The 24,100-nt window shown below is 46.8% G+C and carries 22 protein-coding genes; 19 read left to right on the forward strand and 3 right to left on the reverse strand.

Going from position 1 to position 24,100, the window contains the following annotated elements:
• Positions 1 to 225 precede the first annotated feature (225 nt).
• From MKX75_RS10545 to coaD, 8 genes are all read left to right on the forward strand, one after another.
• Positions 226 to 1,506: an extracellular solute-binding protein gene (locus MKX75_RS10545; RefSeq protein WP_339170421.1), complete on the forward strand. Its 1,281-nt coding sequence runs from the start codon at positions 226 to 228 to the stop codon at positions 1,504 to 1,506.
• Positions 1,507 to 1,646: 140 nt separating this feature from the next.
• Positions 1,647 to 2,537: a sugar ABC transporter permease gene (locus tag MKX75_RS10550; protein WP_339170422.1), complete on the forward strand. Its 891-nt coding sequence runs from the start codon at positions 1,647 to 1,649 to the stop codon at positions 2,535 to 2,537.
• On the forward strand, positions 2,530 to 3,360 hold the full coding sequence (locus tag MKX75_RS10555) for a carbohydrate ABC transporter permease (protein ID WP_339169558.1): 831 nt from the start codon (positions 2,530 to 2,532) through the stop codon (positions 3,358 to 3,360). The genes MKX75_RS10550 and MKX75_RS10555 overlap by 8 nt, the downstream gene beginning before the upstream one ends.
• Positions 3,361 to 3,524: 164 nt before the next feature.
• Positions 3,525 to 6,572 (forward strand): glycoside hydrolase family 2 TIM barrel-domain containing protein, encoded by a 3,048-nt coding sequence (locus tag MKX75_RS10560; protein WP_339169559.1) that lies wholly within the window; start codon positions 3,525 to 3,527, stop codon positions 6,570 to 6,572.
• Between the two features lie 153 nt (positions 6,573 to 6,725).
• Positions 6,726 to 7,031, forward strand: a complete 306-nt coding sequence (locus tag MKX75_RS10565; protein ID WP_062833752.1) for a hypothetical protein — start codon at positions 6,726 to 6,728, stop codon at positions 7,029 to 7,031.
• Between the two features lie 520 nt (positions 7,032 to 7,551).
• Positions 7,552 to 7,986 (forward strand): hypothetical protein, encoded by a 435-nt coding sequence (locus MKX75_RS10570; protein ID WP_339169562.1) that lies wholly within the window; start codon positions 7,552 to 7,554, stop codon positions 7,984 to 7,986.
• A 300-nt stretch (positions 7,987 to 8,286) separates the two neighbouring features.
• A complete protein-coding gene (gene rsmD / locus MKX75_RS10575) occupies positions 8,287 to 8,895 on the forward strand; it encodes a 16S rRNA (guanine(966)-N(2))-methyltransferase RsmD (protein WP_036609474.1) in 609 nt (202 codons plus the stop codon).
• A gap of 1 nt (position 8,896) precedes the next feature.
• A complete protein-coding gene (gene coaD, locus MKX75_RS10580; RefSeq protein ID WP_085981453.1) occupies positions 8,897 to 9,403 on the forward strand; it encodes a pantetheine-phosphate adenylyltransferase in 507 nt (168 codons plus the stop codon).
• Here the strand turns inward: coaD and MKX75_RS10585 are convergent.
• Positions 9,381 to 10,718, reverse strand: coding sequence for a nucleoside recognition domain-containing protein (locus MKX75_RS10585; protein ID WP_339169563.1), 1,338 nt, complete (start codon positions 10,716 to 10,718; stop codon positions 9,381 to 9,383). The genes coaD and MKX75_RS10585 overlap by 23 nt on opposite strands.
• Before the next feature lie 314 nt (positions 10,719 to 11,032).
• Here MKX75_RS10585 and MKX75_RS10590 point away from each other — a divergent pair, with 314 nt between their 5' ends.
• Positions 11,033 to 12,073 (forward strand): SepM family pheromone-processing serine protease, encoded by a 1,041-nt coding sequence (locus MKX75_RS10590; protein WP_339169564.1) that lies wholly within the window; start codon positions 11,033 to 11,035, stop codon positions 12,071 to 12,073.
• A 348-nt stretch (positions 12,074 to 12,421) separates the two neighbouring features.
• Here MKX75_RS10590 and MKX75_RS10595 read toward each other — a convergent pair whose 3' ends face one another.
• Positions 12,422 to 13,654: a nucleotidyltransferase gene (locus MKX75_RS10595; protein WP_339169566.1), complete on the reverse strand. Its 1,233-nt coding sequence runs from the start codon at positions 13,652 to 13,654 to the stop codon at positions 12,422 to 12,424.
• Between the two features lie 286 nt (positions 13,655 to 13,940).
• Entirely contained in the window at positions 13,941 to 15,176 is a 1,236-nt protein-coding gene (gene hmpA, locus MKX75_RS10600) for an NO-inducible flavohemoprotein (protein WP_339169567.1), read from the reverse strand.
• A 463-nt stretch (positions 15,177 to 15,639) separates the two neighbouring features.
• Here hmpA and MKX75_RS10605 point away from each other — a divergent pair, with 463 nt between their 5' ends.
• The 10 genes from MKX75_RS10605 (at position 15,640) to rnc (ending at position 23,751) form a co-directional block, all read left to right on the forward strand.
• A complete protein-coding gene (locus tag MKX75_RS10605; RefSeq protein WP_076330645.1) occupies positions 15,640 to 16,146 on the forward strand; it encodes a DUF177 domain-containing protein in 507 nt (168 codons plus the stop codon).
• A 67-nt stretch (positions 16,147 to 16,213) separates the two neighbouring features.
• Positions 16,214 to 16,387: a 50S ribosomal protein L32 gene (gene rpmF / locus MKX75_RS10610; protein WP_017689233.1), complete on the forward strand. Its 174-nt coding sequence runs from the start codon at positions 16,214 to 16,216 to the stop codon at positions 16,385 to 16,387.
• 373 nt (positions 16,388 to 16,760) lie between these two features.
• A complete protein-coding gene (fapR, locus tag MKX75_RS10615; protein WP_062833760.1) occupies positions 16,761 to 17,309 on the forward strand; it encodes a transcription factor FapR in 549 nt (182 codons plus the stop codon).
• On the forward strand, positions 17,306 to 18,301 hold the full coding sequence (gene plsX / locus MKX75_RS10620; protein WP_017689231.1) for a phosphate acyltransferase PlsX: 996 nt from the start codon (positions 17,306 to 17,308) through the stop codon (positions 18,299 to 18,301). The genes fapR and plsX overlap by 4 nt, the downstream gene beginning before the upstream one ends.
• An 8-nt stretch (positions 18,302 to 18,309) precedes the next feature.
• Positions 18,310 to 19,299, forward strand: a complete 990-nt coding sequence (locus tag MKX75_RS10625; protein WP_076330647.1) for a beta-ketoacyl-ACP synthase III — start codon at positions 18,310 to 18,312, stop codon at positions 19,297 to 19,299.
• A 25-nt stretch (positions 19,300 to 19,324) separates the two neighbouring features.
• Positions 19,325 to 20,266 carry an ACP S-malonyltransferase gene (gene fabD, locus MKX75_RS10630; protein WP_076330648.1) on the forward strand — a complete coding sequence of 314 codons (942 nt, stop codon included), beginning with the start codon at positions 19,325 to 19,327 and terminating at the stop codon, positions 20,264 to 20,266.
• Positions 20,267 to 20,478: 212 nt separating this feature from the next.
• Positions 20,479 to 21,228, forward strand: coding sequence for a 3-oxoacyl-[acyl-carrier-protein] reductase (gene fabG / locus MKX75_RS10635; RefSeq protein ID WP_076330649.1), 750 nt, complete (start codon positions 20,479 to 20,481; stop codon positions 21,226 to 21,228).
• 152 nt (positions 21,229 to 21,380) lie between these two features.
• The gene (acpP, locus tag MKX75_RS10640; RefSeq protein ID WP_024630176.1) at positions 21,381 to 21,614 is read left to right on the forward strand and encodes an acyl carrier protein; all 234 of its coding nucleotides are present in this window, start codon (positions 21,381 to 21,383) and stop codon (positions 21,612 to 21,614) included.
• 180 nt (positions 21,615 to 21,794) lie between these two features.
• Positions 21,795 to 23,033, forward strand: coding sequence for a beta-ketoacyl-ACP synthase II (gene fabF / locus MKX75_RS10645; protein ID WP_062833763.1), 1,239 nt, complete (start codon positions 21,795 to 21,797; stop codon positions 23,031 to 23,033).
• 13 nt (positions 23,034 to 23,046) lie between these two features.
• Positions 23,047 to 23,751 carry a ribonuclease III gene (gene rnc / locus MKX75_RS10650; RefSeq protein WP_036670338.1) on the forward strand — a complete coding sequence of 235 codons (705 nt, stop codon included), beginning with the start codon at positions 23,047 to 23,049 and terminating at the stop codon, positions 23,749 to 23,751.
• The last annotated feature ends 349 nt before the right edge of the window (positions 23,752 to 24,100 follow it).

Here is a 24,100-nt window from a genome sequence, read left to right on the forward strand (position 1 = left end):
AAGAAAATACAAAATCAAAAGAAATTACAAAAAACCAAATTTAATGCAAACGGTTTCTGTAAAGGTTTTCATTGTGGCAATAAGATGACAAATCCGTACAAAATTATTACTAACGAATGGAGATATGGGAATGATAAGATGAATACATCGAAAGCAACCGCTTTCAGAAAACGTAAACAAATTACACACAAAGAGGTTGAAGGGGAGTTGAATGTTTTGAAGAAAATGTGGGTATTGATGCTCGTTACAGTATTGCTGTTGTCTGCATGTTCATCCGGTGGTGGAGGTAATTCCGCTGGTGGTGACGAAAAAACAAACGAAATTACGGTCTGGGCTTGGGACAAAGCTTTTAACGTTGCTGCAATGGAAACAGCAAAAGAAGCATACCAAAAAGCAAATCCTGATGTGAAAATTAACATCATTGAATACGCTCAAGCTGATATTATTCAGAAACTGAACACGGGTCTTAACTCCGGAACTGCCAGCGGTCTTCCAAACGTAGTTCTGATCGAAGACTATCGCTCACAAAGCTTCCTGAATGCATATCCTGATGCGTTCAAAGATCTGTCTTCCAACGTTACGGCTTCCGACTTTGCAGATTACAAACTCGGACCAACAGCGTTTGATGGCAAACAATACGGAGTACCATTTGACTCCGGCGTTGCTGGCTTGTACTACAGAACAGACTTGCTTGAGCAAGCAGGCTACAAAGCTGCTGACCTGCAAGACATCACTTGGGATGACTACATCCAAATTGGTAAAGATGTAAAAGCTAAAACAGGTAAAGAACTTCTTTCTCTTGATCCAAATGACCTCGGAATCATTCGTATGATGATTCAAACAGCAGGCAAATGGTATTCAGCAGAAGATGGTAAAACACCTGACATTGCAAACAATGCTGCTCTGAAAGAAGCTTTCACTACGTACAAAGCGATGATGGATGCAAATATTGTTAAATTGCACTCTGACTGGAGCCAATTCATTGCAAACATGAATAATGGTAGCGTAGCTTCAGTACCTACTGGTAACTGGATTTCACCATCTATACGTCAAGAAGCTTCCCAATCTGGCCAATGGGCTGTAGCACCTATGCCGAAAATGGCTGGTCAACCGAACTCTGTTCACGCAACGAACTTGGGTGGTAGCTCATGGTATGTTATGAACAACGTTCCTGGTGCAGATCAAGCAGCTGATTTCGTAGCAAAAACTTTCGGTTCTGACAAACAATTGTATCAAGATCTGTTGAACAACATCGGTGCAATCGGTACGTACAAACCGGCAGTTGATGGTGAAGCTTATGCCAAAGAAGACGAGTACTTCGGCGGACAAAAAATCTTCACAGACTTCGCAAATTGGACTGAACAAATTCCAAGCGTAAACTATGGTATCAACACATATGCCATCGAAGACATTCTGGTTGTAGAAATGCAAGCATTCCTTAACGGAAAAGCAATTGATGATGTTCTGGCTGATGCACAAAAACAAGCTGAAGCACAATTAAACTAAGATACCCAAGGTAACTTATAGAACCCCAGGAAACATCGGAGCCGTCTCCCTTGTCCGGCGCAAGTCGAACGGACATGGCGAGAGGCTCTGTGGGTTCTACCCATGTTCCATGGAGAGAGAGGAGCCATACTGTGAAAGCCATGAATACAGGAGACAGTCTCCAAAAGAAAAATAATTTGACTGGATGGGCTTTTGTTTTGCTGGCTGTTGTCGGGATTGTTGCATTTTACTTCTACCCGATGATCCAAGCGCTGCTCTTATCGTTCAAGTCTGGTGTAGGAGCCAATCTTGAATTTACGGGCCTTTCTAACTACAAAAGATTGTTAGTTGACACAACGTTCCGTACAGCATTATCGAATACATTTATCTACTTGATTGTTCAAGTGCCTTTAATGATTATTCTTGGTTTGTTTATTTCCGTATTGCTGAATGACAGCACACTGCGCTTCCGGAGCTTCTTCCGTACAGCGATTTTCTTGCCTTGTGTAACTTCATTGGTAGCATACTCTGTTGTATTCAAATATTTGTTCGCACCAGATGGAATGGTGAATCAATTCCTGATGGGCCTGCACATTATTGGAGATCCAATCCAATGGATCACAGACCCGTTCTGGGCTAAAATTACGATCATAATCGCCGTTACTTGGCGTTGGACCGGATATAACATGATTTTCTATCTGTCATCCCTGCAAAACATCGATCAATCGATCTATGAAGCTGCAAGAATCGACGGAGCGAATGCTTTTACACAATTCTTCAAAATCACAGTACCGTTGCTTAAACCGATTATCCTCTTCACGTCGATCACATCTACTATTGGTACACTTCAAATCTTTGATGAGATCATGAATATTACCAAAGGTGGTCCGGGTAACGCGACCATGTCGATCTCACAATATATCTACAACCTTTCGTTCAAATATTCACCAGACTTTGGATATGCAGCAACGGTTTCGTACTCTATCGTAATTTTGATCATTATTTTGTCCATTATCCAGTTTAAAGTGGCAGGTGATAATAAAAATGGCTAAAGCTAAAGCAAAACGGATTTTCACATATGTGTTCTTATCCATCGTCGCCTTTGTATCCATTTTCCCATTTTTCTGGATGCTGGTCAGTGCAACAAATGCATCAGTTGATGTAACGAAGGGCAGATTGCTGCCAGGTTCAGCTTTTCTTGATAACTTCAGCAAATTGCTTGATTCGACAAACCTAGTGCAGGCTCTGGGGAACTCAGCTATGATCTCGGTCATCTCTACTGTGCTGGCCTTGTTAATCGGCTCCATGGCTGGTTATGGTTTTGAAGTATACCGCACGAAGTCCCGTGATATCGTATTTAATATTCTATTGTTGTCCATGATGATTCCGTTTGCAGCGATCATGGTGCCACTATATCGAATGTTCGCAACGATCTCTGGGGTTACTCCAGTTATCGGAATTAACACGATGGCAGCCGTTATCCTGCCAACCATTGCAACAGCGTTCCTGATCTTCTTCTTCCGTCAGAACACCAAAATGTTCCCGAAAGATCTGCTGGAAGCTGGTCGTATCGATGGTCTGAGTGAACTGGGGATCTTCCTGAAGATCTACATGCCAACAATGAAAACAACATATGCAGCGGCAGCAATCATTACATTCATGAGTAGCTGGAATAACTATCTGTGGCCACTCATTGTATTGCAAACGCCTGACCAACAAACGATCCCACTATTGATTTCTAATCTTGGTGCTGGTTATGCTCCGGATTACGGAGTAATTATGACAGCGATCGTTATTGCAACACTGCCTACAGCAATCGTATTCTTCATCATGCAGAAACATTTTGTTGCAGGTATGGTAGGTTCCGTGAAGTAATGAAAATGGCATAATCCGTGCAAATGAACGGGTGCAGGAAAGAAGAGAGGACGCCAGTTATGGCGTACCTCTGTCTTTTTTGTTTGTTTATGTAAAGCAAAAAGGAAATCCAGATGAAACCTTGAATAAGTCAAACTATAACGTTTTAAAGGGAGAGAGAGCCGATGAAAGCAACAAAGGCAGATATCAACTGGTTGGGAGACGTAAGTGTATTTGAGGTGAACCGTCTTCATGCCTATTCCGATCACCGTTATTACCAAACGATGGACGAGGCTGTAGGTTCAGGCGCGATGTCCATGCGTTATGATCTGAATGGTACGTGGAAATTCAACTATGCGATTCGTCCAGATAGCCGTTCTGAGTTTTTCTATACATCCGATTTCTCCAGTGAAGGCTGGGATGATATTGAAGTTCCGGGACACATCCAACTGCAAGGATACGGACAGATTCAATATGTAAATACCCAATATCCTTGGGACGGTTTGAACGAGATTCGTCCACCGGCATTGCCACAGGACAAAAATCCTGTAGGTAGTTACATTCGCACATTCCACCTGCCGACAGGTTGGGAGTCGAATCCGGTATATATTTCTTTCCAAGGCGTAGAGTCTGCATTCTATGTATGGCTTAACGGACAATTCGTAGGATACGGAGAAGATAGCTTCACGCCGTCTGACTTTGACCTAACGCCATTCCTTCAGGATGGAGAGAACAAACTCGCGGTTGAGGTGTATCAACGCAGCACGGGCAGCTGGCTGGAAGATCAGGATTTCTGGCGTTTCTCCGGCATTTTCAGAGATGTGTATCTGTATACCGTCCCGACTGCACACGTTCGTGATGTTCATGTTCGCACAGATCTGGACAAGTCCTACACGAACGGTACATTGCAATTGGATCTGAAGCTGGAAGGAAAAGCCGTTGCTGGATCGCGGGTAGAGGCTGAACTTCGTGATCGTGAAGGCAAGACCGTTAAGACGTTTGAATCCAAAGTTAATGATGGACAAGTAAGTCTTCGTGAAGACATTGGTACAGTGAACCTGTGGAGCGCAGAGATTCCATACTTGTACCGTCTCTATATTCGTGTATATGATGCTGCGGGTGCATTGGTAGAGGTTGTTCCTCAAGCCGTTGGTTTCCGTACATTTGAAATGATTGACAAAGTAATGCACATCAACGGTAAACGTATCGTATTCAAAGGTGTGAATCGCCATGAGTTCAACCCGCGTCGTGGACGTGCGGTTACGAAGGAGGACATGCTGTGGGATGTTCGTACCATCAAACAGAACAATATGAATGCCGTACGTACGTCACACTATCCAAACCAAAGTCTGTGGTATGAGCTATGTGATGAATACGGACTCTATGTTATTGACGAGATGAACCTGGAGACACACGGATCTTGGCAGAAGCTTGGTGCTGTTGAGCCTTCTTGGGTTATCCCAGGTGACAAACCGGAATGGCATGATATCGTTATGGACCGCGCTGTATCCATGGTGGAACGTGACAAAAACCATCCGTCCATTCTGATCTGGTCTTGTGGTAATGAATCACACGGTGGTGAAGTCATCTACAAAGTATCCCAATACTTTAAATCGGCTGATCCAACACGTTTGGTGCATTATGAAGGTGTATTCCATGATCGTCGTTTCGATGAGACAAGTGATATGGAGACCCGCATGTATGCCAAACCGGCTGACATTGAGGAATTCCTGAATGCGAATCCGACCAAGCCTTATATTAGCTGTGAGTACATGCACGCCATGGGTAACTCTATTGGTGGTATGCACAAATACACGGAGTTGGAAGACAAATACCCGATGTATCAAGGTGGATTCATCTGGGATTACATCGACCAATCCATTTACAAAAAAGATCGTTACGGCAAAGAGTTCCTCGCTTATGGCGGAGATTTCGGTGATCGTCCATCAGACTATTCGTTCTGTGGCAACGGTATCGTCCATGCTGATCGTAAAGTGACTGCGAAAATGCAGGAAGTCAAATTCCTGTATCAGAACATCAAACTGTTCCCGGATCGTGAAGGCGTTAAAATCGTGAACGGTAATCTGTTCGCAGATACATCTGCACTGGAACTGGTATACAGCCTGGAGCGCGAGGGACATGAAGTGCTACGCGGAACATTGGAAGTCAACGTGGATGCGCAAAGCGAGACGGTAGTGAAGCTTCCGTTGGAGGCAGCCTCCTTGGCAGACGGCGAGTACGCTGTAAACACTGCACTTGTGTTGAAAGCTGCTACACTGTGGGCTGACAAAGGCGAAGAAGTGGCATTTGGACAGTTTATTTTCACACAGGATCAGGTAAATGATGCAGTTGAAGTGGACTTGAACCTTGTAAGTGATGTACAAGTTATCGAAGGTGACGTTAACATCGGCGTTCGTGCTGGCAAAACGCATGCGCTGTTCTCCAAACAGTTCGGTACACTGGTTTCCCTGAAATTGTCCGGTCGTGAGACCATTGCGGTACCACCTGCACCGCTCTTCTGGCGTGCAATGACGGATAATGACAAAGGCATGGCGATGGGCTTCGAACTGGGTGCCTGGTATGCAGCAAGCCTGATGCCACGTTCTGTAGAGTGGAAAGCGGAACAGAAACCGGATCAATACCGGATCGAGTTCACGTACAAGCTCAACATTTCGGCGGATGTACAAGTAAAAGTGGTCTATACTGTACATGCAGATGGAAGCGTGCGTGTGCATAATGCGTACAAAGGTACAGCTGGATTGCCGAATCTGCCAATCCATGCATTGTCCTTCAGAACGTCACCTGACTTCGAAAACGTGGAATGGCTCGCGATGGGACCTGAAGAAAACTATGCAGACCGTGCATTTGGCGCACGTTTGGGCATTCATGGCAGCAAGGTAGCTGATACTGTAGCTCCATATCTGGTACCACAGGAATCTGGCAACCGTACAGGTGTACGTTGGGCCAAATTGACAGACAACGCGGGACGTGGCTTCAAAATTGAAGCATCCGGAACCCCGGTTGAGCTGAATGTATCACCATATACGGCATTTGAGCTGGAGAACGCACAACATGCGTACGAATTGCCTCCTGTGCACTATACGGTCGTGACTGTAGCGGGTAAACAAATGGGTGTCGGCGGTGATGACAGCTGGGGTGCTCCAGTTCATCCGGAATACCTGATCCCTTCAGACGGCGAACTGACATTTGAATTTGTTATTCGTGAACTGTAAATAAAAGGTAATTCGCAATAAAGAACAGAGGTCTTCGCTTGTTGGAGGCCTCTGTTTTGTTATGTCCATAAATGGCTTGAGATGTGATCTATGAAACCGTTCTCTCTCTGCCCTCGTAATGTACAAGACAGGAAACATAATAGGGGGTTCAAGATGAGTAGAAAAGCAAAGACAGGTATATGGGTGACGGTGTTGGTCTTTCTGGGCATCATAGTTGGATGTTTCATATGGTATTTCAATACCGCTTCGGGTGAACGTGCACTCAAAACGATGAGATCCAATAACTCGGGCGGCCTGGAGCGGGTCGTTAAAGTGTACAGTAATAATGGTGAATTGATTCAAACCTATGATGGCAAAATTGACGTGGAAGATACGGAATACGGGAATAAAGTATTATTCGATCTCAATGGGAAACGTGTCGTGATCTATAATGCAACGATTGTTGTTGAAGAGAAGTAAAGCGTAATTTGTCAGCCTTGACAAAGCGCTGGTTCGGAATTTGGAATGACACCCTATTTCTTATATGGTAAAATTAAGGGAATGACATAAGGGTCGGGTGAGATTTATATGGTGGATATGTACCTCATAATTACTGTTGCAATTTTGGGAATGATTCTGTTCTATAGCTTGATCGCTTATTTCTTGATTCGTTTCATTTCGAGAAAAGCATTTAAGCTTACGTTAACCAAATATGAAATGATGGAGATTATGACTTGGCTCGCCGTGCTGTTTATTACCTTCATGATGATTAAGAATGGTTCAATAAATCTTCTCTTGCCGGTTGTTTTACTTATCATTCCATTGATCAATTTGCGAAGGTCTAATCGGAAACATAGAGAGATGAATTAGTATAGTCTTCCTAAGTTGGGGCAAGGCACAAGAAGGACGAACATAGGAAAGGTTGACGGAGTTTACATCACTAGTCAGCCTTTTTTAGTTTCATTACGCATGTTGAGATTGAACAAGGAGGAGTTTAGTGATGATTCTGGGCCGATCAACTGACACTTCAGGTTTAACGCAAGTTGCCAATCTTTCGGATGAGTTGCAGTCTGTGTTTGATCAAGCAGAAAGCAAATATCAAATAGTTGATATTGAACTATTCTTTGTTTTCAGGTGTCTTCCTGAAGAATACGATAGAAGGTCCACGGTCAGGCATGTGAAGAAGGAGAATGTCATCTATTTTGATCTGGTGGTCAGCGAGGATCGGTATAAGACATTAAGCAAAAGCAAACAACGGTATGTATTAAGCCATGAGTTCTATGCTTTTTTGAGTGAGAAGCTCCAGAAATACAAAATTGAACATCTTAACGCGAATGAATTTATTGCAGATATGGGCATATGGCTGAGGGAGATCGGATGGTTGCAGACTGAAGAGGAAGCTGAAATAAGTGAATTTGAAGAAAAATATAACTAACATAATAAATTAAACATAAACCACAAAAATAGGCCCTCTTTCGAGGGCCTACTTTTCATGGGAGAGGAGAAACCGGACGAAGAGCTTATGGGGAAACGTAAGTCTTCTCCGCGGTTGTCTACGACACTTGTGATGTCGATAATTATAGAATCGCCCGATTGTTTCCTTTTTATACATATGCGTCAACAATTCGCCAACAATTTTCCAAGGCAAATGAAGACCGAACATTTTTCAAACTGAACCGGAGTGTGGTACGATAGCCGTATCAATAAACTTACATAGAGAAAAGGTGACTCGTCAGTGAGAGTGGTATCTGGGAGTGCGAAAGGTAGGCCGCTGAAGGCTGTTCCTGGCACAGGCACGCGACCGACCACCGACAAGGTGAAGGAAGCGTTATTTAGCATGGTTGGTCCTTATTTTGAGGGCGGCACAGCATTGGATCTGTTTGCAGGCAGTGGGGGTCTCGGAATTGAGGCGCTGAGCCGCGGCATGGACAAGGCTGTTTTTGTTGATTTGGAATCGAAAAGTATTGAAGTGATCCGCATGAATCTGAAGGCGACCAAGCTGGAAGACCAGGCGGCTGTATACCGTAATGATGCAGGTCGTGCATTGAAGGCACTCGCCAAGCGAGGCACAACGTTCGATCTGGTGTTTCTCGACCCGCCATATCGCATGAAGAACGGGCACGAGTTGATGCTGACCATGCACGAACTGGAACTTCTGGAACCCGAAGCAACCATCGTGCTTGAATATGAATCCAAACATGATTACCCTGAGCAATTCGGCCCGTTTGAACAAACGCGCAAGGCTTTGTATGGGGAGACGGCAGTATCCATCTATTATTATGCGCCTGAAGCGGTTGAAGATGGAGAATCCATTACACCGGAAGAGGAGGCTCCTCATGACTGAAATGATACATCGACAGGAACGGATCGCCGTATATCCTGGAAGTTTTGATCCCGTAACGATGGGGCATCTCGATATTATCGCCAGAGCGTCGAAGCAATTTGATCGCGTCATTGTGGCTGTGTTGAACAATATGAGCAAAAATCCGCTGTTTACGGTGGAGGAACGCAAGGAACTGATCACGGAAGTAACCCGCCATCTACCGAATGTGGAGGTGGACAGTTTCCGTGATCTGACGGCCAATTACGTTCGGCAAAAGGAAGCACAGGTTATCGTTCGCGGTATACGCTCAGTTACTGATTTTGAATACGAGCTGCAATTGGCATCGACCAACAGCAAGTTGAATCCGGATGCGGAAACGATATTTATGATGACGAATCCAAAGTATTCCTATTTAAGTTCCAGCATCGTCAAAGAAATCGCTCATTATCATGGAGATGTAACAGATCTTGTATCACCTGAAGTGGAAGCTGCGCTCCGTCAGAAAATCAGCGAGAAAACCGGCGGTTAAACCAGAAGGTAAGACCTGATAGACTAATCATAATTGCAAGAAGTAACGCTAGACCCATGCAGGCAGCAGGTAAGGCGCTCCATATGGCGTTAATTGTGTATGTGTTGCCTGGATTATGTATGAAGAGCCAACTGAATGGTGTTGACAGGTCCTGGTCTGCATTCGTCTGTAATGTGGTCCAGGCTTGTGTGCTATATCGGCTGAACGGCATCCAGAGGAACAGACTGATAATAAAGGCGATGATCCCATGAATCAGACGAACTCCGGCAAAATACAACATGGATTTGCTGTCGGGTCCAGTTCCTTTCAGGACAGCAGAGACTTGCAGATGGGAGCATAGACCGCCCCATCCCAAAACAGCTGCAAGCAGGGACATCAGCAGGGCAGGTGTAAGCGAAGTTTGGCTCAAATGGTAGGTGCCCAAATGAAGCTCCAAAAAGGCTGGCCACAGCGCAGCAGAAGAACCAGGAGTCACATAAAGGGAGAGTAGCCGGATAAATACGGCAAAACCGATCATGTATCCTCCGGTCATCATCAAAGTCTGCACAGCCTGGGACACGGTGTCACCTAACAGTTTGCCAAACCCTCTTCCATCACGACTATGGGCTTCCCTGGCTGCAATCATCATATCAGACCATATGCTACGTCGTTTGATCTTAGAGTGGTGGGGGAGAGATGAGCGACTTGTGGAACTTGCAGGACTTGCCGTCTGAGGACCACGAGAACTGTTATCCGCTTGGAGGGCTGTCGAACCAACCAGATCTTTCTGGTTACCCGGTGCAGGCAAGAGACGCACGGCAAAAATGGCAGCAATCCAGCCGCTGATCCAGTGAACCACTAAGAGGAAATATCCGGCAGCAGGCTGGTGAAGAAAAGCAGCACCAACGACCAGGATGATCATCATTGGATTGGCAAAATGAGCTGCTGCTGCAAGGACAACCGCCTGCTTGGCGGTAATTTGTCTATCCTGAAATAAACGGGATACTGCATCTGCTCCTGCGGGGAATCCGCCGCACATGCCAACAGCGATAGCGAGCCCAGCGCTGCCTGGAAGTCTGAACCAGCGTTGCATTAGTGGTCCGAGCAAGGCACCCATCGCGTGGGTGAAGCCAAACGCAGTGAGCATTTGGGATAACATCAGGAACGGAAGCATGGCAGGGAAGATGATTTTCCACCATATATCCAGACCTTGAATAGAGGCATCAAACGCTTCTTTGGGGGAAGCAACTACTGCAATGACCAGTGCTAACGCGCCGGTACTTAGAAGTATCGTTCGTAACGGGCCAGAGTCTCTAACCTCGCTCTGTATTGTCATCGTTTCACCTCATATCAAATAGCGCCAATTCGGCTTCTGAATCGTTATGGACGGCCGAATGACGCCCCAAGGGCGGTTCGGCCTTGACCGGACAGGCTATGGTATACAGTGGCCTATCCGGCCTGTACCATTGTATGCACAGGGACCAGAGTGTTAGACTTGAAATAAATATTAAACAAGATGAGCTGCGTATCTGCATGACAAAGAGTGCGAAATCTAACCGGAGAATGGAAGTATTCAAAAGGTGGTATTGCAATCGCTAATTAGTGTAGAGTTTAGCTTATATAGAGATACAAAGAACGGAGGCTCATGCGATGAATCGGATTCGGAAATCTGGCGGATTCAGAGCTTCGATCTTTGTGATCGTGGTGGCTCTGGTCGTCTATGTTGCCGTGTACATGCCAACGCCGTATATCATATATATGCCTGGCAGTGCAGATGAAGTAAAACCAATGGTAACCGTTAAGGGCGGAGACCAGGATGAACGCGGTGTATTTATGATGACGACTGTGTCGGCAACATATGCCAATGTGTTTTTGCTAGGGACCTCTCTGTTCAATCAAAATGCTCAAGTGGATAAAAAGGAAGACCGACTGCGCGGCAAAAGCGAAGCGGAATACTCTGCTGAACAAGTATGGTTCATGAGTGACTCGCAATCCTCCGCAATGGAGGCTGCGTATGAGCAGGCTGGCGTTGCGTACTCCATTGTACCTGAACATATCTTTGTATTTGGACTGTCCGAAGACCCAAAACCGGAAGGAGACATTGCTCCGGGCGATATTATTCTGGGAGTGAACGGAACAGCTACGCCGGATAATACGGTCCTTTCTGCCCAGTTAAAAGATAAAAAGGTCGGAGATACGGTCGAAATGCAACTGGAACGTGGTGGAGAGACCATTAGCCGGGACGTGAAGCTGATTCAGGTCAAAGACAGTAAAACGGGTGAAACCCGACCGGGACTCGGCGTAATGATTGGTGCGGTTCAGAAGGTGAAAGCGGAAGATCCGGACAAACAGATCTCCTTCACCGATACCCAGGTTGGTGGTCCGTCTGCCGGATTGATGTTTACTTTGGAGATTTATAACCAGTTAACACCTGGAGATCTGACGAAAGGTCATCGAATTGCGGGTACAGGTACCATTACCAAGGACGGTGTGGTGGGTGCAATTGGTGGTGTAGTGCACAAAATTGTAGCTGCTGACCGGAAAGAAGCGGAGTTCTTCTTCGTGCCGAAGGATAATTACAAGGAAGCGGAAGCCAAGGCTGAACAAATTGGTACCAAAATGAAACTTGTGCCTGTGAGCACGGTGGATGATGCGTTGGCTTACCTGAAAACCTTGTCCGTGAAATCATAGGATTTTAAACGGGAGGGAAGAGATCGAGCTAACGTTGAACCGGATGGATAAAGAACGGATGAAATCGGAATAATTGATTACAGTGGAATGAAGTGTGATCAAGAGATTAGAGAAGATTAACAGACTCGCTAGACCCACAAGACTCAAAGTTATTAAAATAACTAAAAGAATTAAGATAACAAGAGAAGTGAATAAGGAAATCCCCTTGTTGCGAGGTGCCTGAGCGGCGCGCAGCAAGGGGATTTTTTTACTTGTACAATTGAGTGTCGAATATTTAAGAATCAATGATCCCTAAATGATGGGAATTAAAAGCTCTATATGAGATTAAGCCTTTTGATCAAAAGCAGATTACACTCTCACAGGCGACTCATAGTAGTCACTGAACATCCTGCGTGTATCCCTATGCTCGGAAGAGAGCCCATACGCAACCTGAGCTTGGATATCCAGTTCCAGCTGATTGTGGGTGAACGTCGACGGTTTCAGCACAACAGGCAGTGACGCGGTCTTCTTCATCTGTTTAAGCAGGCTTTGCCCTTGAGTATTAAATCCAAGGACGCGGAGATATCCGGGTCCGGCAGCCAATTGCTCTGGGGAACACTCGGCTTTGGTGTGATTCAGGAGCAAGTGGGCAAGCATACGCTGAAGCTTTGTGCGTGTGTAACGTTTGGTCTTCAGTGCATCCAGGAGTGATTCGACTGAAGGCTCCGGGAGCTGAGCGAGTGTACGGCTCAGCCGGTGTTCCAGGCCTTCCGTGACTTCGGCGATGCGTTCCAGCTCGGAGGCACGGCGGGTGGCCGCAAGGTGCAACAGCGGCTGTGCAAAGCGCTCCCAGTGTATGGGAGCGCGCCCTTCCTGCCATTCGCGATGAAGAATGGCAAGGGTCGCCGCCGGCACGTATGGCGCGGCGGCATCGGGGCCGTCCGCCATCAGCAGGCGGCGGACGGCTGTGGCACTGGCGATCGCCCCCGGCCCGGGCGTCGCGTCATGATACGCGGCACCGGTACGCGCCGCCGTAAAGGGCTGGATCGCGCTGCCAAGTCGTTGCAGCGCGATCAGGTAGTGCAGCCCAAGCGAATTGTTGGGCTGCTCCAGCAGTGCAGCGGCGTCGTGAGCATCGACGCCGCCGGGCGCCAGCGCTGCCGCCGCGCCTGCGTACGCGGCGGGGTAGCTGGCGCCTTCCCGCAGGCGGCGCGCGATGTCCTCGCGCATCCCTGCGGGCTCTACAGCCAGCACGCGCGCAATGCGCTGCAGGCTGTCCAGGTCTCCGGACTCGCTGCCAAAGCAGAGCGAGTCCACAACGCCGGTGCGGTGCAGCAGGGATACCGCACCGAAGGCGAACCACTCGGCCGGTTGGACCGCGTACGCAACCGGCAGTTCAAGCACGAGATCCGCGCCTGCGTGCAGCGCCATCTCGGTGCGCGCCCTTTTACCCACGATGGCGGGTTCACCACGCTGGAGAAAAGGGCCGCTCATGACCGCAACAACGGCGTCTGCCCCGCTTAGCCGCCGAGCTTCCTGCAAATGATAGACATGCCCATTGTGCAAAGGGTTATATTCAACAATGACGCCCACGGCTTTCATGGTTAGAGGTACTCCTTTCGATTGGATATCCGATTATGTATAACATCCATTCCATCATAGGGGATGTCATGTATTAGATCAAATCATGCACCAATTCAGACAAGAAAAAAGCACAAATCCGACATCAACGGATGTCGGACTGTGCCTGTAAATCTATTGTATATTATATATTTTGTATAATTGGAGAATGACCTCTTCATAACTTCATCTTAATAAATTAACATGATAGGACACTTACCTATAAACTTATACATTAGGAATTTAGGACAATCACATCTCAGAACACCTAGACACTCTCCGGCGCGGGAGAAAGACTAGCTTTCGGTCCAAAAAATTCATAATGAATGTTGTCTGCTGCAACTCCAAGCGCCAGAAGCTCCGTATACACTGAGCGCATGAACGAAACCGGTCCACACAGATAATAGGTGGCATCCAGTTCATTAATCACTTGGCGAAGCCAGACCGCATCCATATAACCTTCCTTATGAAAATGACTGCTCATATGATCAGAATTCTCAGGTTGTGTATAACAATAATATGCTTTAACGCTCTCATTAAGTTCGGCCAGACTGTTCACATGATCACGGAACGCGTGAGATTGACCATTGGGACTTGCATGTAAAAAAGTAATTGCACGGTTTTCGTTCAACTGAACCAGCGTATTTAACATACTGATCATGGGCGTTAAGCCAACACCCCCACTAAGTAACACAACAGGACGTTTATCCTCTGCATCCAGCGTGAAGTCGCCAGCAGGAGCGGATAGTTCCACTTGACTACCTTCTTCAATGTGGTCGTGGAGATACGTGGATATGACTCCATCAGGGCGATCTAATCCACCTAGCTCACGCTTAACGGAAATGCGATAGTAGGGTTTACCCGGGGTATCTGAAAGGCTATACTGACGAATCTGGGTAAATGACTGTGCCTCTGGCTGGATTTTGATACTAATGTATTGTCCGGGTTTATAGCTGGCGATAGGCTGACCGTCGTCTGGAACGAGGTAAAAGGACGTGATGATTTCACTTTCCTGCACTTTCTTGGCAACTTTGAAGGTACGAAATCCTTCCCAGCCACCCGTCTGGTTTTCCGCTTCCGTATACATGTCCTGTTCGATCCCGATAAAGGCGTCTGCAATGACATTGTAGGCTTCGCCCCACGCCGTGATGATTTCATCCGTTGCCGCGTCTCCAAGCACATCCTTGATGGCTTGTAGCAGATAGGTGCCGACAATCGCATATTGCTCAGGAACGATACCTAGGCTGCGATGTTTATGTGCAACTTGCTGGACGGCAGGCAGGATGGAGGACAGATTATCGATATGCAGGGCAGCGGTGTATACCATATTGGCTAGGGCGGCTTGCTGTCGTCCCTGTTTCTGATTTGCGTGATTAAAAATATTTAGCAGTTCCGGATGAGCCGTAAACATCGTTTCATAGAAATGGCGTGTGATCGCTTCCCCGTGGACTTCAAGTACAGGTACTGTAGACTTAATGACTCTAATTGTGTGCTCGCTTAACATACATTTTCCCTCCCGATATAATATGAAATAGTTGGATAAACAATCGGTCATGGAGCTGATCGTGCTTCGGTTTATAGCAAGTATAGATAGGGGGCAAGTGGGTCTGTGTGATATAGATCACACTAAACGTTAACGAAATGTGACCGCTGTTTGCAAGGAGCAACAACTAAAATGACGACTTGTAGTTTATCTTGAAGTGAGTCTATAATAGACCAGATGGAGTAAACGGTTCTGGGCCATTCGTTTTAAAATAGGGTGTAAAGTTAAAAGTGTTGACAAACGTCTTGAAAAATCGGTATAATGATTTTTGTTTGTTAAGTCAATTTCATAATACTTTTAACGGCGAAGCGTCAGAATACATACAGTCAGGATTTATTGCTTTACAAAAGCAGGCTTGACCTGTATAACTGTCGTGATACGTTTGATACGAACTATGAAATTGGTTTCGTTTGGAGTGATGGAAATGTTAATGCCATTTCGCAAAGTGGCTACCAGTGATGGCCCCCTGAAGTTTAACGAAGAGTGGGATATCAAGGAACTGGTTTCTAACCGACAAGATATCACAGCCGTTACCCCGCTGACTGCGGACTTATCTGCAGCATTCAGAGAAGGTGACGTTGTGGATGTTCATGGCAAGCTGACTATAGGAGTGGACATGTTGTGCTCCCGTTGTCTTAAGCCGATCAATGAACATTTTCATATTGATTTTCATGAGCAATTCAAGCAAGGAAAACAGCCAGAGGATTTACACGAAGACGATGATACGCTCTATGTGGATGGAGATAGCGTTGATCTGAAGGGTTATGCCGAGGAAGTTTTTCTGCTGGATCTTCCGTTTATACCGCTATGCAGCGATACATGCAAAGGGTTATGCCCCAAGTGTGGCCATGAGCTGAACGAAGGTGACTGCGGTTGTGATAACCAGGTTATCGATCCGCGGCTTGCAGGGCTCAAGGATTTTTTTAAATGAGCATGATTGAAAATCGAACATTTTAAGACTACCTGCAAAGGTTGATTTTGATAAGGAGGTGGGAATAATGGCAGTACCTCAACGGAGAACGTCCAAGACGCGTCGCGACAAACGTCGCACTCACTTTAAATTGGCTGTACCGGGCATGGTGAAATGTGAACAATGTGGCGAACTTAAACTTAGTCACCACGTGTGCAAAGTGTGCGGAACGTACAAAGCAAGAGAGATCATCTCTCAATAATAGTTGGACATTAAGTAGCACTTCATTTCGATGAGGTGCTACTTTTTTTGGGGTTAGAGGGTATCGGTAGAGTGCGTTAGCACGCATGAAATCTGTGCTCTACAAGAGTGGATTGTTTTTGTTAGGCCAGCCTTTCTTTTTGACACGGGATGAGATATACTATAGTTTAGTACCAGGTTCTAAGATTTGACGTTACATATAGATGAACCATGATCCGTTTGAGAACGACCCTGGTGACCAGGGATGCAACTATAGAAGCAACAGGAACGAATGGTTGAACTGGCCGGATGGGACGGTTCCGTAAACGATACAGCGGGGGGTGTCAGGCATCGAACGTGTACCGAAGAGACAGAGGCAACAGCAGTTAACCAAAATGATAGAAGAAAACCCGTTTGTGACGGATCAGGAACTTACGCGCCAATTGAAGGTGAGTATTCAGACGATTCGTCTTGACAGGTTGGAACTTGGAATACCCGAACTTCGGGAACGGATGAAACTGATGGCAGAACGCTCGTATGATCAGGTACGCTCGCTGCCCCTGCATGAGATTATCGGTGATATTGTGGATTTACAGCTGGACAAGAGCGGTATTTCCTTGTTCGAGATTAAGGAAGAACACGTATTTTCCAGAACAGGCATTGCACGTGGACACTATGTCTTTGCACAGGCCAACTCCCTGGCTGTAGCGATTATTAATGACGAGATCGCGTTGACCGCATCAGCAGACATTCGTTTTGTCCGTTCGGTTCATTTGGGAGAAAAATGTATTGCTAAGGCTTATGTGAGATCGATTCCGGGTCAAAAGGGCAAAGCCAAAGTGGAAGTATTCACCTATGTAGGTGAAGAGATGGTGTTTCAAGGCAACTTTGTAATCTACCATTCAGGTGGAGAAGACAGCGGAGAAGGAGGTCATTTGGAATGAAAATCGTCATTGATGCCATGGGAGGCGACAATGCACCTGCATCCACGGTAGAAGGTGCGATTGCCGCAGCTACGGAATGGGCGGATACACAGATCGTCCTGATCGGCGATGAAGCCAAGCTGGAACCTCTTTTGAGTCAGTCAGGTGTGAGACCTGCCAATCTGACGGTCCGGCATGCTTCGGAAGTTATTGGATCGGATGATGAACCCGTTAAAGCAGTACGTCGCAAGAAAGATGCCTCCATGGTGGTAGCTGGCCGGATGTTGAAAGAAGGCGAAGCGGACGCGATGATCTCGGCGGGCAACACTGGAGCGTTGATGACAGCGGGTTTGCTTGTTGTAGGTCGTATGGAAGGCATCGAACGTCCGGCACTTGCGCCGATGATTCCAACGATTGATGATGTGGGTGTACTTGCTCTTGATCTCGGAGCGAATATGGATGCCAAACCGGAGCATCTTGCACAATATGGCCTGATGGGCAGTTTGTATCGGCAAAAAGTACAGGGCATAGAATCCCCAAGAGTGGGATTGCTCAATGTAGGAACAGAACCAGGCAAGGGTAATGAGTTGACCAAACATGCGTATCCCTTACTGGAGCAACTCCCAATTCGCTTTGTTGGTAATGTAGAAGCACGTGATGTGCTGACCGGTGCTTGTGATGTGCTTGTATGTGACGGTTTTGCAGGGAATATACTGCTGAAATCGTTGGAAGGCACAGCAGGGGCCATTTTCGCCTTGCTTAAGGAACAATTCTCATCTTCCCTCAAAAGTAAACTGGCTGCGGCTGTACTGATGCCTGAACTGCGTGGGTTGAAACGTAAGCTGGATTATACGGAGCATGGCGGAGCGCCGCTCCTTGGTTTGAGTAGGCTGGTTGTGAAAAGTCATGGATCTGCTGATGGCAATGCCATCAAAAATGCTGTACGCCAAGCTCGGATTGCAGTGCAGAATCAGCTGGTAGAGAGCATATCTAAGGAAATTAGCGGGAAGTGAGTGACGACATGAATAATTTGCGCCCAGTAGGGATTATTGGTACAGGGAAATATGTGCCTGAGAAAATTTTGACGAATAGCGACCTGGAAAAAATGGTCGACACCAATGACGAGTGGATCGTCAGTCGTACAGGGATCAAAGAACGTCATATTGCTGCACCCGATCAGGCAACTTCCGATCTGGCGTACGAAGCGGCTATTAAAGCCCTTGAATCTGCAGGCATGACAGGCAGTGATCTTGATCTGATTATTGTTGCAACGATTACCCCGGATTCTTCGTTCCCATCGACAGCCTGCATCTTGCAGGACAAACTGGGTGCAAAAGGTGCGGCGGCATTCGATTTGTCGGCTGCTTGTTCCGGATTTGTATATGGTTTGGCGAGTGCTACGAGCTTCATCCAAAGCGGCATGTACAACAATGCACTTGTTATTGGTGCGGACTGCTTGTCTCGTATTACGGATTATACAGACCGTAACACATGTGTCCTCTTTGGTGACGGAGCAGGCGCGGTGGTCGTTGGTGAAGTTCCGGAAGGCCGTGGATTCAAAGCATTCGATCTTGGTGCCGAAGGTGCTGGCGGCAGTCTTCTTCAGATGGAAGGCGGCGGTTCTCGTTTGCCTGCTACTGTAGAGACCGTTGAAAATAAAAAGCATTACATCTATATGAACGGTCGTGAAGTGTTCAAGTTTGCGGTACGTGTCATGGGAACGGCTACCATCGAAGTATTGCGCAAGGCTGGTATGGAGCGCACGGATGTGGATCTGTTTGTTCCTCACCAAGCAAATATTCGGATTATCCAATCTGCGATGCAACGACTTGAACTTCCTGAAGAGAAGGTTGTAGTCAACGTGGACAAGTATGCTAACACATCTGCTGCTTCCATTCCACTTGCTCTGGTAGAAGCTGCCGAGGAAGGTCGCATGAAAGCCGGAGATACTGTTCTGATGGTTGGATTCGGTGGCGGTTTGACATGGGGTGCATCCGTACTCGTTTGGTAAACTAGAGAGCTGGGAGATGAATGAGATGGGTAAAATAGCATTTGTATTTCCCGGACAGGGATCACAGGCTGTAGGCATGGCGAAGGACGCGTATGAGTCCGTGCCTGCGGCAACCGAGATTTTTCGTACAGCGGATGAAACATTGGGTTTCTCGCTGAGTAATCTTGTATTTGAAGGACCGGAGACCGAGTTGAAACAGACATCAAATACACAACCGGCTCTGTTGACAGCAAGTATTGCCTTGCTTGAAGCTTTCAAAGAAAAAGGAATTCAGCCTGATTATACGGCTGGGCACAGTCTGGGAGAATACAGTGCACTGGTGGCGGCAGGCGTTCTATCGTTTGCTGATGCAGTGAGCATTGTACGGGCTCGTGGTCAGTATATGGAACAGGCAGTTCCGGGTGGACAAGGAGCTATGGCTGCTGTGTTGGGTGCGGATCGGGAAGCGCTGGGGGTGCTTTGCCGTGACGTATCTGAAAGTGGTCATGCGGTTGAACTTGCGAACATTAATTGTCCAGGACAAATCGTCGTTTCTGGTGTAAAGGAAGGCGTAGCTGCAGTCGCGGAGCGAGTGAAAGAAGCTGGCGGTAAACGCGCCATTGCATTGGAAGTAAGCGGCCCGTTCCACTCTTCATTGATGAAGGGTGCAGCTGAGAAGCTGAAAGAAAAACTGAAAACCGTCACGTTCTCACCGGCAACGGTTCCTGTAGTTGCTAATGTGACGGCAAGACCTGCAGAGAATGGACAAGTTCAGGATTTGTTAACAGCTCAGGTCTATTCTCCTGTATTATGGGAAGACAGTGTGACATGGCTTATTGAGCAAGGCGTGGATACGTTCATCGAGATTGGATCAGGCAGTGTATTGACCGGTTTGATTAAAAAAACAGATAAAACCGTTAAACTCTACAATGTGAACAGTCTTGAAACGCTCGAAGCAACGGCAAGTGAATTAGAAGGAGTTATATGAGTTAAACTAAACTTTTTACACGAGAACGGAGAGGACAGAAAAAAACTGAAGAAGCGGAGCGTTCGCCTTTATCACCGGATTTTCCCTTTAGAAAAGGGAATCAAAAAAAATCTGGGGATAACAGCGATCGGAAGTTTATTCTGTCATCGGAGTGGCAAGTGTAAACATTCTTTGGTTGAACTGATATAGATTTGGGGAAAGGAGGAATGATTATGTCTAAACCATTAGAAGGTAAAAATGCACTCGTTACCGGGGCATCCCGGGGAATTGGGCGCAGTATTGCACTGGCACTGGCTGAGGCTGGAGCGAACGTGGCCGTGAATTATGCGGGCAGTCAAGCTGCAGCTGAGGAAGTGGCGGAAGCAATCCGTGCCAAAGGAGTCAAGGCGATTACACTTCAAGCCAATGTTGGCCTGATGGATGAAGCTGAACAAATGGTCAAAGCTACACTCGAAGCATGGGGCAACGTTGATATTCTGGTGAACAATGCTGGGATTACCCGTGATAATTTGATCATGCGTATGAAAGAGGAAGAATTCGATCAGGTTATTGAAACCAATCTCAAAGGTGTGTTTAACTGCCTTAAGGCGGTTACTCGTCCAATGATGAAACAACGTTCGGGAAGAATTATCAATATCTCCTCGGTTGTAGGTGTGCTTGGTAATGCTGGACAAGCGAACTATGTTGCTGCCAAAGCAGGCGTCATTGGTTTGACGAAGGCATCCGCTCGTGAACTGGCTTCTCGCGGAATCACAGTCAACTGTGTTGCACCAGGTTTCATTGAGACGGATATGACAAAAGAGTTGTCTCAGGAACTGGTGGACGGTATGCTGAGTGGTATTCCGTTGTCCCGTTTGGGTCAGCCGGATGAAATCGCCGATGTAGTCACGTTCCTGGCTTCACAGGCTTCATCTTATATGACAGGGCAGACGCTGCATGTCGATGGTGGCATGTACATGTAATTCTTCCCGGACTTGAACAATAGTCGGGGAACAGGCGCTGGACGATCCGAAATGCCGGAAAAAGGCCGGGTTCCCCGGCCGGGAGCCGCATATGTCTTCTATGGCATTTTGCCTGCGATTCTCGTATAATACCAAAGAAGGAGGTGAACCGGATGTCCGATGTATTGGAGCGTGTAAAACGCATCGTCGTCGACCGCTTGGGCGCAGACGAAGCTGAAGTTACACTTGAAGCATCTTTCAAAGAAGATTTGGGTGCTGATTCTTTGGATGTAGTGGAATTGGTCATGGAATTGGAAGATGAATTTGATTTGGAAATCTCTGATGAAGATGCAGAAAAAATCACGACCGTAGGTGAAGTTGTAAACTACATACAATCTCATACCTAAAGTCATTTTAGTCCCGCACATGTTTTCGAACAGGCGGGACTTCTCATCATTCATTGGTTTTTCTCATTCCGCAAGCAGCTCTACTCAAGCAGGTCTTCTGATCTTGGTTGAATATATGCCTGTTTGCGGATATTCCCACAAAATACTTGCGTAATGCAGTCGATATAGAGGTGAGTCGGTTTGAAACAAAGAGTAGTAATTACCGGAATGGGCGTAATGACATCGCTCGGAAAAGATTTGGAAACGTTCTGGGGCAGTTTAATGGCAGGAAAGTCCGGAATCTCTCAGATTGAGGCGTTCGATGTGAGTGAATATACGACACAGATTGCAGCCGAGATCAAGGATTTCAACCCGGAAGAATACATGGATCGCAAAGATGCTCGCAAAATGGACCGTTTTGTTCAGTTCGCTGTGGCAGCCGGCTTCAAAGCCGTTGAAGACAGTGGTCTGAAAATTAACGAGAACATTGATGCAGAGCGTTTCGGTGTATCCATCGGATCAGGTATTGGTGGATTGGGTACTTGGGAGGACCAACATAATGCATTGCTGCAAAAAGGTCCAAAACGTGTAAGTCCATTCTTCATTCCCATGATGATCTCGAACATGGCTTCAGGTCAAATGTCGATTTCTCTTGGTGCCAAAGGTCCTAACATTAACGTTGTTACCGCTTGTGCAACAGGTACACACTCCATCGGAGATTCCTTCAAGCTGATTGCCAATGGTGATGCAGATGCCATGATCTGTGGTGGTGCGGAAGCAACAATCAGACCAACAGGTCTTGCAGGGTTCTGTGCGATGCGCGCAATGTCTACACGTAATGATGATCCTGCGAAATCAAGCCGTCCTTTTGATACAGAACGTGATGGTTTTGTTATGGGCGAAGGCGCGGGCGTTCTGATTCTGGAATCCCTGGAACATGCTCAAAAACGTGGTGCACGTATTTATGGTGAAGTGATTGGTTATGGTCTGACTGGCGATGCACATCACATGACAGAACCAGATCCGGACGGAGCAGCACGTTGCATGAAGATGGCACTTCGCAATGCGGGCATTGAGCCTGAAGAAGTGGATTACATCAATGCACACGGAACTTCGACGCCTGTAGGCGACAGATCCGAAACACTTGCGATCAAAAAGGCGTTTGGCGATCATGCGTACAAGCTTGCAGTGAGTTCCACTAAATCCATGACAGGCCACATGCTTGGCGCTGCTGGTGGTGTAGAAGCAGTCATCTGCGGATTGTCACTGACACATCAGACACTGGCTCCAACGATTAACCTGGAAAATCAGGACCCAGAATGTGATCTGGATTATGTACCAAATGTTCCACGTCAAACTAAAGTTAATATTGCCATGTCCAATTCATTTGGATTCGGCGGTCACAATGCCACCATTATTCTCAAAAAATTTGAAGCATAAGGGGCTAGTTCGTTTGAGTGAAGATCTGAAGCAGTTACAACACAAACTTCAAATCAAATTTGACAACAGGCAGCTTTTAAAACAAGCGTTTACCCATGCTTCTTATGTAAACGAACACCGGTTCAGTCAGCATCAGGACAATGAGCGTCTGGAGTTTCTGGGCGATGCCGTGCTGGAACTGACTGTATCGGAATACTTGTATCATTTGTATCCTAACCGTCCGGAAGGTGAATTAACTAAGCTGCGGGCATCCATTGTCTGTGAGCCTTCCCTCGTCAAATTTGCTGAAGCGTTGGGTTTTGGGCAGTATGTACTTCTTGGTAAAGGTGAGGAACTAACTGGAGGCCGGACACGACCGGCTTTGCTGGCAGATGTGTTTGAATCTTTCATTGGTGCATTGTATCTGGATCAGGGGCTTGCGCCTGTTCGGACATTTCTTGACCAGCATGTCTTCCCATTAATCGTTCTGGGCAGCAAGCTGCAAATGAGTGATTACAAAACGGAACTGCAGGAACTTACTCAGCATCACAATATGGGAGCTTTGGAATACCGTATCGTTGAGGAACGGGGACCTGCCCATGAACGTGAGTTTGTCTCGGAGGTCCATATGGGTCAAGAACGGCTTGGCAGAGGTACAGGGCGTTCCAAAAAGGAAGCGGAACAACAGGCTGCATCTGCAGCACTTGATCGTTTGAAGCTTCCGGAAGCCGGAGCTTAACCGATAGCGCATAGACAAACGAAGAGCAAAGAGCAGCCCGCGGGTCCGCCCCGGCGGAAGTAATCGGCCGGACTGCTTTTTGCTCTTTTTTTTGTAAAGAGGTTCAGGGGGAGTTAGCCTGATCGTTAACTAAATAAGTTGAATCTTAATTTACACAAAACGAAGAGTGCAGAACCAATCTGAAGAAGCGAAGCGTGCGCATTTATCAACGGATTTTTCCCTTGGATAAGGGAATAAAGAAAATCTGGGGATAAGAGCGATCGGAGGATGGTACTGCAATTGGAGTGATCATGTGTAATAGCAATGGTTCAATTCATTTAGGCGCTAGAATGCAATACTTGAAATTTGC

It is taken from the genome of Paenibacillus sp. FSL R5-0341, assembly GCF_037975235.1.
Taxonomy (GTDB): domain Bacteria; phylum Bacillota; class Bacilli; order Paenibacillales; family Paenibacillaceae; genus Paenibacillus; species Paenibacillus amylolyticus_A.

Bases quoted from the DNA above. Each gene is read 5' to 3' on its own strand.
- MKX75_RS10545 (WP_339170421.1), top strand. From the start codon at position 226: ATGTGGGTATTGATGCTCGTTACAGTATTGCTGTTGTCTGCATGTTCA.
- MKX75_RS10550 (WP_339170422.1), top strand. From the start codon at position 1,647: ATGAATACAGGAGACAGTCTCCAAAAGAAAAATAATTTGACTGGATGG.
- MKX75_RS10555 (WP_339169558.1), top strand. From the start codon at position 2,530: ATGGCTAAAGCTAAAGCAAAACGGATTTTCACATATGTGTTCTTATCC.
- MKX75_RS10560 (WP_339169559.1), top strand. From the start codon at position 3,525: ATGAAAGCAACAAAGGCAGATATCAACTGGTTGGGAGACGTAAGTGTA.
- MKX75_RS10565 (WP_062833752.1), top strand. From the start codon at position 6,726: ATGAGTAGAAAAGCAAAGACAGGTATATGGGTGACGGTGTTGGTCTTT.
- MKX75_RS10570 (WP_339169562.1), top strand. From the start codon at position 7,552: ATGATTCTGGGCCGATCAACTGACACTTCAGGTTTAACGCAAGTTGCC.
- coaD (WP_085981453.1), top strand. From the start codon at position 8,897: ATGATACATCGACAGGAACGGATCGCCGTATATCCTGGAAGTTTTGAT.
- MKX75_RS10585 (WP_339169563.1), bottom strand. From the start codon at position 10,718: ATGACAATACAGAGCGAGGTTAGAGACTCTGGCCCGTTACGAACGATA.
- MKX75_RS10590 (WP_339169564.1), top strand. From the start codon at position 11,033: ATGAATCGGATTCGGAAATCTGGCGGATTCAGAGCTTCGATCTTTGTG.
- MKX75_RS10595 (WP_339169566.1), bottom strand. From the start codon at position 13,654: ATGAAAGCCGTGGGCGTCATTGTTGAATATAACCCTTTGCACAATGGG.
- hmpA (WP_339169567.1), bottom strand. From the start codon at position 15,176: ATGTTAAGCGAGCACACAATTAGAGTCATTAAGTCTACAGTACCTGTA.
- MKX75_RS10605 (WP_076330645.1), top strand. From the start codon at position 15,640: ATGTTAATGCCATTTCGCAAAGTGGCTACCAGTGATGGCCCCCTGAAG.
- rpmF (WP_017689233.1), top strand. From the start codon at position 16,214: ATGGCAGTACCTCAACGGAGAACGTCCAAGACGCGTCGCGACAAACGT.
- fapR (WP_062833760.1), top strand. From the start codon at position 16,761: ATGATAGAAGAAAACCCGTTTGTGACGGATCAGGAACTTACGCGCCAA.
- plsX (WP_017689231.1), top strand. From the start codon at position 17,306: ATGAAAATCGTCATTGATGCCATGGGAGGCGACAATGCACCTGCATCC.
- MKX75_RS10625 (WP_076330647.1), top strand. From the start codon at position 18,310: ATGAATAATTTGCGCCCAGTAGGGATTATTGGTACAGGGAAATATGTG.
- fabD (WP_076330648.1), top strand. From the start codon at position 19,325: ATGGGTAAAATAGCATTTGTATTTCCCGGACAGGGATCACAGGCTGTA.
- fabG (WP_076330649.1), top strand. From the start codon at position 20,479: ATGTCTAAACCATTAGAAGGTAAAAATGCACTCGTTACCGGGGCATCC.
- acpP (WP_024630176.1), top strand. From the start codon at position 21,381: ATGTCCGATGTATTGGAGCGTGTAAAACGCATCGTCGTCGACCGCTTG.